At 64.5% G+C, this 12,555-nt stretch carries 8 protein-coding genes and 2 pseudogenes; 8 read left to right on the forward strand and 2 right to left on the reverse strand.

What is annotated here, in order from left to right:
• Positions 1-19 precede the first annotated feature (19 nt).
• The 5 genes and pseudogenes from PE067_RS11720 (at position 20) to PE067_RS11745 (ending at position 6,628) form a co-directional block, all read left to right on the forward strand.
• Positions 20-2,362 carry a M10 family metallopeptidase gene (locus tag PE067_RS11720; protein ID WP_276189551.1) on the forward strand — a complete coding sequence of 781 codons (2,343 nt, stop codon included), beginning with the start codon at positions 20-22 and terminating at the stop codon, positions 2,360-2,362.
• A gap of 223 nt (positions 2,363-2,585) precedes the next feature.
• Positions 2,586-3,992 (forward strand): annotated as a pseudogene (locus tag PE067_RS11725) (circularly permuted type 2 ATP-grasp protein).
• A gap of 12 nt (positions 3,993-4,004) precedes the next feature.
• Positions 4,005-4,962: pseudogene (locus tag PE067_RS21885) on the forward strand (alpha-E domain-containing protein).
• A 24-nt stretch (positions 4,963-4,986) separates the two neighbouring features.
• The gene (locus PE067_RS11740) at positions 4,987-5,793 is read left to right on the forward strand and encodes a transglutaminase family protein (protein ID WP_276189553.1); all 807 of its coding nucleotides are present in this window, start codon (positions 4,987-4,989) and stop codon (positions 5,791-5,793) included.
• Between the two features lie 106 nt (positions 5,794-5,899).
• On the forward strand, positions 5,900-6,628 hold the full coding sequence (locus PE067_RS11745; protein ID WP_276189554.1) for a peptidase: 729 nt from the start codon (positions 5,900-5,902) through the stop codon (positions 6,626-6,628).
• Positions 6,629-6,654: 26 nt separating this feature from the next.
• Here PE067_RS11745 and mutS read toward each other — a convergent pair whose 3' ends face one another.
• A complete protein-coding gene (gene mutS / locus PE067_RS11750; protein ID WP_276189555.1) occupies positions 6,655-9,291 on the reverse strand; it encodes a DNA mismatch repair protein MutS in 2,637 nt (878 codons plus the stop codon).
• 307 nt (positions 9,292-9,598) lie between these two features.
• On the opposite strand from mutS, the gene PE067_RS11755 reads away from it, so the two are divergent.
• Positions 9,599-10,144, forward strand: a complete 546-nt coding sequence (locus PE067_RS11755) for a Hint domain-containing protein (protein ID WP_276189556.1) — start codon at positions 9,599-9,601, stop codon at positions 10,142-10,144.
• Positions 10,145-10,174: 30 nt separating this feature from the next.
• Positions 10,175-11,419, forward strand: a complete 1,245-nt coding sequence (locus PE067_RS11760; RefSeq protein WP_276189557.1) for a glycosyltransferase — start codon at positions 10,175-10,177, stop codon at positions 11,417-11,419.
• Here PE067_RS11760 and PE067_RS11765 read toward each other — a convergent pair.
• A complete protein-coding gene (locus tag PE067_RS11765) occupies positions 11,368-12,138 on the reverse strand; it encodes a WecB/TagA/CpsF family glycosyltransferase (RefSeq protein ID WP_276189558.1) in 771 nt (256 codons plus the stop codon). The two genes, PE067_RS11760 and PE067_RS11765, sit on opposite strands and share 52 nt — an antisense overlap.
• 141 nt (positions 12,139-12,279) lie before the next feature.
• On the opposite strand from PE067_RS11765, the gene PE067_RS11770 reads away from it, so the two are divergent.
• Positions 12,280-12,435, forward strand: coding sequence for a hypothetical protein (locus PE067_RS11770; RefSeq protein WP_276189559.1), 156 nt, complete (start codon positions 12,280-12,282; stop codon positions 12,433-12,435).
• The last annotated feature ends 120 nt before the right edge of the window (positions 12,436-12,555 follow it).

Below are 12,555 nucleotides of genomic sequence, written 5' to 3' on the forward strand. Positions count from 1 at the left end.
ATGAGAGCGGGGACCTGTCATGAGCCATGATTTTCGCGCAACCGGATTTGGGCTGCCGCAGGCTGGGTCCGCAACCATCGGCGGCACGGGTCACGTTGCGGGCCATGTTGCGGGTCATGTCACGGGCCATCCCTCTGGCCCGGTGATGCGGGCAACCCATACCGAGCGTCGCGATGCGCCCGAGGGGCGTGGCACCCCCTATGAGATCGCCGTCGGCGACAGTTTTCGCGGCACCATCGGCACCGCTTACGATCAGGACTGGATCCGCATCGTCATCCCTGCCGGGCAGACGGTGCGGATCAATCTGGATGGCACGGGCGCCGGTGCGCTGACCGATCCCTATCTGCGCCTGTATGACGCCAATGGCCAGATGATCGCGCGGGATGACGATTCCGGCCCCGGATGGAATTCCATGCTGGAATATTACACGGCGACGGGCGGCGTTTTCTATATCGCGGCAGAGGCCTATTCCAGCAGGACCGGCGCCCATACGATTTCCACCACCAATCTCCGCACGGTCCTGCCCACGCAACCCTATACGATGACCGAAATCGCCCATCAGCTGACGGATGGTTTCTGGAACAGCGTGGGTGCCGCGCGCAGGTCGTTCAACGTGGCGCCGGGCGGCGGGCTGGATGTCGATATCGCGGGGCTGACGGCGCTTGGACAGACATTTGCGCGGGCGGCGCTGACGGCGTGGGAACAGGCCATCGGCATCAGTTTTCGCTACAATGTCGCGGGCAGCGCGTCGCATATCGTCTTTGACGACAAATATGATGGCGCCTATTCGACCTCGACGACCATCGGGAACCGCATTCTCAGTTCCTTCGTGAATGTCAGCACCGACTGGCTGGCGACCTATGGCGGCGGTTTCGACACCTACAGCTACCAGACCTATCTGCACGAGATCGGCCATGCGCTCGGGCTGGGACATGCCGGAAACTACAATGGCGCGGCGGTCTATGGGGTGGACAACCATTATGCCAATGACAGTTGGCAGGCGACGCTGATGTCCTATTTCGACCAGAGCCAGAACAGTTACGTCAACGCCAGCCGCGCCTTTACCGTGACGCCGATGGTTGCCGATCTGATCGCCGTGCGCGATCTGTATGGCCCGGCGCGTCTGCGTGTCGGGGATAGCGTTTACGGCGAAACGACCAATCTGGGCGGCAATTACGCGCGGCTGGCCGCGATGCTGCGCGACCCGTCGCAGCGCGATTACATCACCTTTACCATTCAGGATGATGGCGGGCGCGACCGGCTGGAATTCGGGTCGGATGGCGCAGATCAGGTGATCCGGCTGGTGCAGGGCAGCGCGTCGAACATCTATGGGCTGATAGGCAATATGCGCATCGCCCATGGCACCATCATCGAGGATGTCGTCGCCGGGCGCGGCAATGACCGCGTGATCGGCAATGTCGCCGACAACCGGCTGTGGGGCGGTCTGGGCCATGACACGCTGGAAGGCGGCGCGGGCAATGACACGCTTTACGGTGGTTTTGGCAATGACCGGCTGATCGGCGGCGCGGGCAATGACAGCTATGTCGTTCTGGGCGACGACATCATCGTCGAGACCGCGGGCGGCGGCATCGACACGGTGACCATTCTGGACCGCAACTATGCGCTTGGCGACCATCTGGAGCGGCTGGTGATCGGTGGCACGGGCGTCTTCGGTGGCTGGGGCAATGCGCTGGACAATGTGCTGACGGGCAATGGCATGAACAACCGGCTGTTCGGCCGTGGCGGGCATGACAGCCTTGTCGGCGGCTTTGGTCACGACACGCTGGAAGGCGGCGCGGGCAGGGATACCCTGACCGGGGGGCCGGGCGCCGATCTGCTGCGCGGCGGGATGGGCAACGACACCTATAACGCCGATGCGCTTGACCAGATCGTCGAAAACGCTGGGCAGGGCATTGATACGGTGCGCATCGCGGGCGACCATGCGCTTGGCGCCAATCTGGAACATCTGGTCCTGACCGGGACCGGGGGTTTTACCGGGCGCGGCAATGCGCTGAACAATATCCTGAACGGCAATGCGGGCAACAACCTGCTGGTCGGCGCCATCGGCCATGACACGCTGAACGGCGGCCTGGGCGACGACAGCCTGCGCGGCGGTCTGGGCGAGGATACATTCATCTATGCCGCGGGCCGCGATGCCATTCTGGATTTCCAGAACGATATCGACACGATCCGGCTGAACAACGCGTTATGGGGCAACCGCGACCTGAGCGTTGCGCAGGTGATCGACATGGCAACCGTGGTCAACGGCAATACCGTTTTTAACTTTGGCAATGGCAATGTGCTGAGAATCGCCGGTCTTGGAAATGCCAATGCGCTGATCGACGATCTGGTGATCTTCTAGGCACAGCCCGGATATCCCGGCGTTCGCGGGGTTCCATTCCGCAGCCCCGCCCCGTCCCCCGGGTCCGGGCTGCATGTTTTTGCGCGTCATCTGCATAATTTTTACGCATCTGCCCCTTTCCGGTCAGCTTCTTGGAACTGGTCCCCCTGCTGCGCTCTTGGGTTCATGGACAAGGCGGGCGGGATTGTCAGGCTTGGGGACGAAGACGTAGCGAGGTGCGGCCATGTATTTTGACGAGATGTTCGACGGCGACCATGTCCGCAATCCCTATGCGCTGCTGTCGGAATGGATCGACACCATGCCCGCCGAGTTTCGTCAGATGAAACAGGCCGAGGCAGAGGCCCTGTTTCGCCGCATCGGCATCACCTTTGCCGTCTATGGCGAAGGCGGCGACCCGGATCGCCTGATGCCCGTTGACATGCTGCCCCGCGTTTTCATGCAAAGCGAATGGCGCAGGCTGGAACGCGGGATCAAGCAACGCGCCCGTGCGCTGAATGCCTTTCTGCGCGATGTTTACGGTCGCGGCGAAATCATCCGGGCGGGCCGGGTGCCGGCCAGTCTGGTCTATCGCAACGTGGCCTATGAAAAGGCGGTGGTGGGTTTCGTGCCGCCGCGCGGGGTGTTTTCCCATATCGTCGGCATCGACATCGTGCGCACCGGCGCCAATGACTTCATGGTGCTGGAAGACAACTGCCGCACGCCCTCGGGCGTCAGCTATATGCTGGAAAACCGGGAAATCATGATGCGCATGTTCCCCTCGCTGTTTCGCAACAACAAGATCGAACCGGTGGACAGCTACCCCGGAGGTCCTGCGCCGCACCCTTGCATCCGTCGCGCCTGCCAAATGCAACGGCCAGCCGACGGTCGTGATCCTGACGCCGGGCCCCTATAACAGCGCCTATTACGAACATTCATTCGCTTGCCAACCTGATGGGCGTCGAACTGGTCGAGGGCAGCGACCTGTTCGTCGATGGCGAATATGTCTATATGCGCACGACGACCGGGCCAAAGCGGGTCGATGTGATCTATCGCCGGATCGACGACGCTTCCTTGATCCGCTGTGTTTCCGCCGCGATTCCGTTCTGGGCGTTCCGGGGCTGATGGATGTTTATCGTTCCGGCGCCGTCTCGATTGCCTCGGCGCCGGGTGCCGGGGTCGCGGATGACAAGGCGATCTATATCTTTGTCCCCGAAATGATCCGCTTTTATCTGGGCGAAGAACCGATCCTGAAAAACGTCGATACCTGGGCGCTGTGGCGCGATGATGACTATAAATACGTCATGGACAATCTGGCCGATCTGGTCGTGAAAGAGGTCCACGGATCAGGCGGTTACGGGATGCTGATCGGCCCCAAGGCGACCAAGGCAGAGATCGAGGATTTCGCCCTGCGCATCCGCGCCAATCCGTCGAACTACATCGCCCAGCCCACCCTGTCGCTGTCGACCTGCCCGGTTTTCGTCGACGAAGGCGTGGCACCCCGCCATGTCGATCTGCGGCCCTTCTGCCTGTGTGGCGACCGGGTCGAACTGGTGCCGGGCGGGCTGACGCGGGTCGCGATGCGAGAGGGGTCTTTGGTCGTCAACTCGTCGCAGGGCGGGGCGTCAAGGACACCTGGGTTCTGACGGAATAAGGGGGACAAGCCATGCTCAGCCGCACCGCCTCGCATCTGTTCTGGATCGGTCGCTATCTGGAGCGCAGCGAAACCGCCGCGCGCCTGCTGGATGTCGGCGCCCGCATCACCCTGATCCCTTCGACCGCCGAAGGTTATGAAAACGAATGGAATTCCCTGCTGCGCGCATCTGGCACGGCAGAGGCGTTTTCGACGAAATATGCCGAGGTCAATCAGGAAAACATCGAAAGCTTCATGTTCTTTGACCGCTGCAATCCGTCATCGGTCGCGTCCTGTCTGGAAAAGGCGCGCGAAGGGGCGCGGATCGTGCGGACCGCGCTGACCAGTCAGGTCTGGGATGCGCTGAACACGGCCTATCAGGAATTGCGCGCGCTGGAACGCATCCCCCGGTCGCGGCTGGACACCGCCATGCTGACCGATTTCACGACGCGCCACACCTCGACCGTGCGGGGCGCGATCAACGCGACGCAGCTGCGCAACGACGGCTGGCATTTCATGAATCTGGGCTATGATCTGGAACGCGCCGACGCCACCGCGCGGCTGCTGGACGTGAAATATTTCGTGCTGCTGCCGCGCGTGGAGATTCGTGGGTTCCGGTCTGGACAACTACCAGTGGCAGGTGATCCTGCGCGCGCTGTCGGCGCATCGGGCGTTTCACTGGGCCTATGGCGGCGATATCACGGCGGCGCAGGTCGCGGATTTCCTGATCCTCAACCCCGAAAGCCCGCGTTCGCTGATGACCGCCCTGACCGAGGCCGTGGCCCATCTGTCGGGGCTGGTCGCGCGCTATGGGCCGGGCGTGCCCGCCACGGCGCATGATCTGGCCCGCCAGACGCTGGAGGATCTGAAGGGCCATGAAATCGGGGGCATCTTTGACGATGGCCTGCATGAATTCCTGACCTGGTTCATCCGTGAAATCGGCAGCGTCGCCAATGCCGTGCAGGATGATTACCTGAGCGGGCGGGCGTGAGCGGGACAGGGAAAGGGACAGGGCATGAAGCTGCAGATCGTTCATGAAACCACCTATCGCTATCAGGCGCCGATTCTGGGGCTGGTGCAAAGCCTGCGCCTGACCCCTTCGGTGTTCGAGGGCCAGCGCGTCGCAAGCTGGGACATTTCTGTTTCGGACGGACAGCGCGGCGCGGGTTTCCGCGACGGCGCAGGCGACTGGATCGAGGCCTGGACCATGCGCGGCGCCTGCGAGGAAGTCACGGTTTCCGTCCTTGGTCAGGTCGAAACCCGTGACACGGCGGGCGTGCTGCGCGGTCATCGCGAAATCATCAACCCGCTGGTCTATCTGCGTTCGACCGCGCCGACGACGCCGGATGACGCCCTGCGCGATCTGGCGGCGGGCAAAGGCGGCACGGATGGCACGGACACCGCCCACCGGCTGGCCGAGACCGTGGGTCAGGCCATCGCCTTTCTGCCGGGCGTGACCGAAACCACGACCACCGCCGCGCAGGCGCTGGCGCTTGGCTCGGGCGTCTGTCAAGATCACGCCCATGTGCTGATCACCTGCGCGCGGTTGTCGGGGCTGCCGGCGCGCTATGTCTCGGGCTATCTGCATTCGACGATCGACGGCGAACCGCATGACGCGGCCCATGCCTGGGCGGAAATCCACACCGGGACATTGGGCTGGGTCGGATTCGACTCGGCCAACCGATGCTGTCCGGATGACCGTTATGTGCGGCTTGGTTCGGGATTTGACGCAGCGGATGCGGCGCCGGTGGTCGGCGTGACCCTGGGTCGCGGCGCCGAAAGTCTGGATGTGCGTGTGCAGGTGCAGGAAATGGATCAGTAAGCCAAACGTCAGATTGGCCCAAAAGCCGGATTGATCCCGGTCCGGCCATGCCGCACAAACAGGCAGAGGGGGGCAAGTTGTGACCTGTGATCGCCGGACGATTTGAATGACCTATTGCGTCGGTTTGAAACTGAACGAAGGCCTGGTGCTGTTGTCGGACACGCGCACCAATGCGGGGCTGGACAATATTTCGACCTATCGGAAAATGTTCTTTTTCGAGGAACCGGGCGAGCGCGCCATCGTCATCATGACGGCGGGCAGCCTGTCGGTGACCCAGACCACCATCGCCCGCCTGCACGAGGCGATCAGCGACCCGGATGCCGACGAAAACACCTCGATCATGAAAGCCGGGTCGATGCTGCGCATTGCCACGATCATCGGCGACACGCTGCTGGATACGCGGCGCGAGATCGCCGAACACATGCGCGACATGCAGGGCATGGCGCCCTCGGCCAGCATGATCGTCGCGGGCCAGCGCCGGGACGGCCATATGCGCCTGTTCCTGATTTACCCAGAGGGCAATTTCATCGAAGCGACCGATGACACGCCCTTTCTGCAGATCGGCGAACATAAATACGGCAAGCCCATTCTGGACCGCGTCGTGCGCCCCGACACCAGCCTGCAGGACGCGCAAAAGGCGGTGCTGCTGTCGATGGATTCGACGCTGCGCTCGAACCTGTCGGTCGGCATGCCGCTGGATCTGGCGGTGATCCGCGCGGATGATCTGCGCATCTCGACCAGCCGCCGGATCGAGGAAGGCGACCCGGCATTCATGGAAATGTCTGTGGCCTGGTCGAACGCCCTGCGCGAAAGCTTCATCAAGATCCGGATCTGAGCGCCGGCGGTTCCAGACCGCAGGCGTCAGGCCTTGCCCGCCTGCAGGTCCTTGAGTTCGTAAAGCAGCGCCAGCGCCTCTCTCGGGGTCATGGCATCGGGGGAAATCTCGCGCAGGCGGTCATCCACGGGCGACGTTCTGGGCGCGGGGGCAGGGGCCGCCGTCGGGGCCGCGCGAAACAGCGGCAGATCGTCCAGCAGCGCGGCGGGACGGGCCGCGCCGTCGCGTTCGCCGCTTTCCAGCGCGGTCAGGATTTCGCGTGCGCGTTCGACCACGGACCCCGGCAGGCCCGCCAGCCGCGCGACCTGCACGCCATAGCTGCGATCCGCCGCGCCCTTGCGGACCTCGTGCAGGAAAATCACCTCGCCTTCCCATTCGCGCACCGCGACGGTGGCGTTTTCGACGCCGGGCAGGCGGGCCGATAGCGCGGTCATTTCGTGGTAATGGGTGGCGAACAGCGCGCGGCAGCGGTTGGTGGCGTGCAGATGCTCCATCACCGCCCAGGCAATCGACAGTCCGTCCCAGGTCGCGGTGCCGCGCCCGATTTCGTCCAGAATGACCAGCGCATTGCCATCGGCCTGATTGAGGATGGCGGCGGTTTCGACCATTTCCACCATGAAGGTGGATCGCCCCCGCGCCAGATCATCGGCCGCGCCGACGCGGCTGAACAACTGGCTGACCAATCCGATATGGGCCGATGTCGCGGGCACGAATGCCCCCGCCTGCGCCAGCACGGCAATCAGGGCATTCTGGCGCAGAAAGGTCGATTTACCCGCCATGTTCGGCCCGGTCAGCAGCCAGATCGCGGGGGTCGCGCCGCTGGTCAGCGCGCAGTCATTGGCGACGAATGCCTGCCCCTTGCGCTTCAGCGCGCGTTCCACGACCGGGTGGCGGCCGCCCTGAATGTCAAAGGCGCGGCTGTCGTCGACATGGGGGCGCACCCAGCCCTCGGCCATGGCCAGATCGGCAAAAGCGGCCTGCAGGTCGATTTCGGCCAGCGCACGCGCCGCCTGCCCGATGGGGCCGGACTGGTCCAGAACCGCGGCGGTCAGGCGGGCAAAGATCGCGCGCTCGATCTCCAGCGCACGGTCGCGGGCGTTGAGGATGCGGGTTTCCAGTTCCGACAGTTCGACCGTGGTGAAACGGATCTGGTTGGCGGTGGTCTGGCGGTGGATGAAACGTTCGTTCAGCGGTGCGGCCAGCATGCGTTCGGCATGGGTCGTCGTGGTTTCGATGAAATAGCCCAGAACGTTGTTGTGTTTGATCTTGAGGCTGGAAATCCCGGTGTCGCGGATGAACTCCGCCTGCATCCCGGCGACGACGCCACGCCCTTCGTCGCGCAAGCGGCGGGTTTCGTCCAGTTCCGCGTCATGGCCCGGCGCGACGAAACCGCCATCGCGGGCCAGCAAGGGTGGTTCGGCCACCAGCGCATCGTCCAGCAGGTCGATCAGATCCTCATGGCCGACCAGCGCGCGGGCGGCGTCGCGCAGGATATCGCCCGCATCACCCGGCAGCAGCGCCGCAATCGCCGCGCCCTGCGTCAACCCGGCGCGGATCGCGGCCAGATCGCGCGGTCCGCCCCGGTCCAGCGCCAGCCGCGACAGCGCGCGATCCATGTCGGGCACGCGCGCCAGCGTGTCGCGCAGATCGGCGGTCAGGCGCGGGGCATCCGTCAGAAAGGCGACAGCGGATTGCCGGGCGTGGATTTCGCCCAGATCGCGGGATGGCGCGCTGATGCGGCGGTCCAGCAGCCGCGCCCCCGCCGCCGTCACGCTGCGGTCGATGGCGGCCAGCAATGAACCCTCGCGCCCGCCCGACAGCGCCTGTGTCAGTTCCAGATTGCGCCGGGTCGCGGCGTCGATCTGCATCGCGCCGCCCGAGGGTTCGCGCACGGGATGGCGCAGCAGGGGCAGGCGGCCCTTTTGCGTCAGTTCCAGATAATCGGCAATCGCGCCCATCGCGGACAGTTCGGCCCGGCCAAAGCTGCCGAACCCGTCCAGAGAGGCGACACCGAACAGCCTTGACAACCGCCGCGCCCCCGCCGCGCTGTCAAAGGATAGCGCGGGCAGTTCGGTCAGCGCCGTGCCGCTGTCGCGGGCCAGTTCGTCCAGCCTGCTGCCCTCGACCGCCAGCAATTCGCGGGGCGCGTGCCGCGCCAGTTCCAGGCCAAGCCGCATGGCGGGGCAGGGGGCCACGCGAAACGCGCCGGTGGAAATATCGACCCATGCCAGCGCCGATTCGTCGCGCACCGTGGCAAAGGCCGCCAGAAAGTTGTGGCGGCGGGCTTCGAGCAGCGATTCCTCGGTCAGGGTGCCGGGGGTGACCAGACGCACGACATCGCGGGCGACGACGGATTTGCTGCCGCGCTTTTTGGCCTCGGCCGGGTCCTCCATCTGTTCGGCGATGGCGACGCGAAACCCCTTGCGGATCAGGGTCAGCAGATAGCTTTCGGCGGCGTGATAGGGGACGCCGCACATCGGGATCGGCTCTCCCAGATGGCTGCCGCGCTTGGTCAGGGCGATGTCCAGCGCGGCCGATGCGGCAATCGCGTCGTCAAAGAACATCTCGTAGAAATCGCCCATGCGGTAGAACAGCAGCGCACCGGGATTCGCCTCGCGGATTGCAAGATACTGGGCCATCATCGGGGTGGGCTGATCGGACATCGGGCGTCTCTGGCAAGGGATTGGCTGTTCTTAGACGCTGGCGCGCGGCTTTGGAACCGCTGGAAAGAAGCGACGTGCCCGGTCTTGAAGGCGATGATTCGACAGCGGAAACATGGCCGGCGGGTTCGTGTTGGCGAAAAATTGCTGAAATATCGCCCGATATATCGGGGGCCATCGGCGTAAACCTGCTGAAAAGACAGGTGACGCGATTTAAGCACGGTTTATGATTGACCGTAATCTGCCGTGTGGCCCGCGTTTTGGGCTCTTTGACGCGACAGCATGAGTGTTTTTAGCGAGTTCGAAGAAAATGGCGACCATTGCGGGGACTGGCGGGGCGGGCGCGCTGATCGGCGCGTCCGCCGGTGTGTTTATCGCTGCCGGGGAAGGCACCGATACGGATAACGGCGGCGATGCGCCGGCGTTTTACGCGTTCAAATCTCTGACCACGGTCGAATCCGGCCATGCCGATGGTGCGATGGCGGCGATCGTTGACGGCATCGGATTCAACATCCACGCCGGGGAAGGCAATGACACGATCAGCCCCGATGATGTCCCTGCGGTGGCGCGGATGGGCGCCCCGGACATTCCCGGCTTTACCCGCGGCACGCTGATCCTCTGCCCCGAAGGAGAGCGTCGGGTCGAGGATCTGCGCGTCGGCGATATCGTCCGCACCTGCGACAACGGCGACCGCGCCATCCGACGGATCGGGCGTTGCGGCCTGACACTGTTTCCGGAACTGCGCGATGGCGAGGTTCCGGCTTCGGCCCGGCCATTGATCCCCGGCCGCAAGGCCCGGCGTCTGGTCGAACGCCACGCAAGACACGGCCGCCCATTGCTGGATGGACGGATATAAGCAACGGCAGGCAAACGGAAGGATGCGGGGATGAGCTTTGATGCAATCGCTGATATGCAACCGGTGCTGACGCTGTTTACCGCCGCTACCGCAAGCGGCGAGGGGGACAGCTATCGCCTGAATGATCGTTTCGTCGAAGGGATGCGCCAGCATCTGCGCGACTGGCCCGGCCCCGTCCGTGTCGTGATGCGCGACAGCGGGCCGGGCGAATATCCCGGCAGCCGTCTGCATCCTGTCGCGACGCTGGATTACGCGGTGGTCCTGCTGCCGCCCGGGGTGCCGCTGGAATCGGCGCTGGTGGCCGAACCCGGCGTGGTCATGGCCGATGCCGATCTGCCCGACCACCTGCCGCTGGCCCGCGCCGCGCGGCGCCTTGGGCTGGGCGTGGTCTTTGGCGTCGAACAGACGCTGCAGACCCGGCTGCGCGCCGTGATGCACAACCGCAGCAAAAGCCTGGGCCGCAGGCTGTGGTCGGCGGGCTGGAACCTGCGTCAGGAATACCGCCTGCGCCGCGCCCTGCGCGATGCCGATGGCGTGCAGCTGAACGGCTATCCCGTGTCGCGCGAATATGCCTGCCTGAACCGCAATGCCATGCGCTTTCTGGACAATCGCATGCGCCGCGACATGCTGGCCGATCATGCGGATCTGGCGGCGCGCCGGGCTTATCTGACCGGTGGCGGCCCCCTGCGGCTGGTCCATTCCGGCCGGTTGGAGCCGTGGCTGGGTGCGCAGAACCTGATCCCGCTGGCCGATGCCCTGCGCAGTCGTGCGATTCCCTTTACTCTTGTGATCGAGGGGCGTGGCAGCCTGTCCGACCACATCCGCGACCAGATCGCCGCGCGCGGGCTGGGCGATCATGTCACCCTGCCGGGTCTCGTCCCGTTCGAGCGCGTGCTGGTCCCGATGTTTCGCCGTCAGGCCGATCTGCTGATCAGTTGCCGCGTGCAGGCCGAACCTTCGGGCGTCTTTGTCGAGGCGATGGCCAGCGGCCTGCCGGTGCTGGGCTATGAAAACCTCATGCTGTCACCGCTGATCCGCGACAGTGGCGGGGGCTGGACCGTGCCGATGGACGATCTGGCGGGGATGGTGCAGGTGATCGACGGGCTGAACCGCAATCGCCGCCGCCTGACCGAACGGTCCGAGGCGGCGCTGGATTACGCCCGCCGCCATGATTTCGAAACCGAATTCAGGGCGCGGACGACCCCATCTGCATCAGGTCTTTGTCAGGACCCGCCCCGAGCCGATCGTCCTTGGCGCATTGCTGCGATGGCGTGACCCGGCAAAATCGTGAAGCCTTTGGCATAGCGCGCGGCCAGCCGTCTGGGGTTGGACAGCATCCGCCACATCCATTCCATCCGGGCCTGTCGCAGCAGTTTCGGCGCGCGCCTCTGATGGCCGGACAGAAAATCCAGCCCCGCCCCGATCGAGGCAAGGCCGACCCCTTGCAGCGCGTCGCGTGCGCGGATGGCAAAACGTTCCTGCCGGGGCGCGCCAAGCGCCAGCAGGCACAGCCGCGCGCCGGATGTGCGGATCATGCCGATGACCTGATCGGCCTCGGCCCCGTCGGGGTCAAAGGGGAAGCCGGGGGCGTGGCGCAGCACGATGTTCAGGCCCGTCACCAGTTCCTGCAACCGCCGGCCCGCCTTGTCCATCAGATCGTCATTGCCGCCGATCAGCGCCACCGGCCAGCCGCCCGCCGCCGCGACCTGCATCAGCGGCACCACCAGATCCGACCCCGGCACCAGCGAGATGCGTTCCCCCGCCAGCCGCGACAGCCAGACGATGGGATTGCCATCGGCGCAGATCATGTCATGGGCCATATAGGCGCGCCCGAAGGCCCCATCCTCGCCCAGCCTTTGCAGGTGATCGACGTTCAGCGTGGCAATGGCAAAGCCACGGCCCGCCCGCAGATGGTCCCGCACGCCGTCCAGCAGGCTTGCGCTGTCGCGAATGTTGATCCCGACGGTCACCCCGTCGGCAAAACGGAACTGCATCTTGCCCCTTGCCCCGGCTGTTTCATTTCCCGGCTATCCCATGCAGAGCATGGCCCCGGCCCTGCGCGAATTCAATCCTGGACGTCAGGCATGGTTTCCAAAAGCTTTATGACAGGCGGGGAAGGCGCCCGGCCCCTGACGGTGAAAAGCCGCTCCGGCGCCGAAGAATTGACTCTGGCCGCCATCGCCATGATCCTTGGCCTGAACATGGTCGATCTGGTCACGGATGCACCGCCCGCCGGATGTCCAAAGGCAGCCGTTTTGCCCCGGATGGCGCGACAAAAGCGCCCGGTCTGACGAAAAAGACAGGATTGAACGCAGTCCTTTAGACGCTAGGTCGCCAAGAGGGTATATAAGCGGGAAATCGCCGGTTGAGTCGTTGCTCATCATGACCGGCACCTGCCAGAAGTTTTTAGT

Source organism: Paracoccus sp. DMF-8, from assembly GCF_029309835.1.
GTDB lineage: Bacteria > Pseudomonadota > Alphaproteobacteria > Rhodobacterales > Rhodobacteraceae > Paracoccus.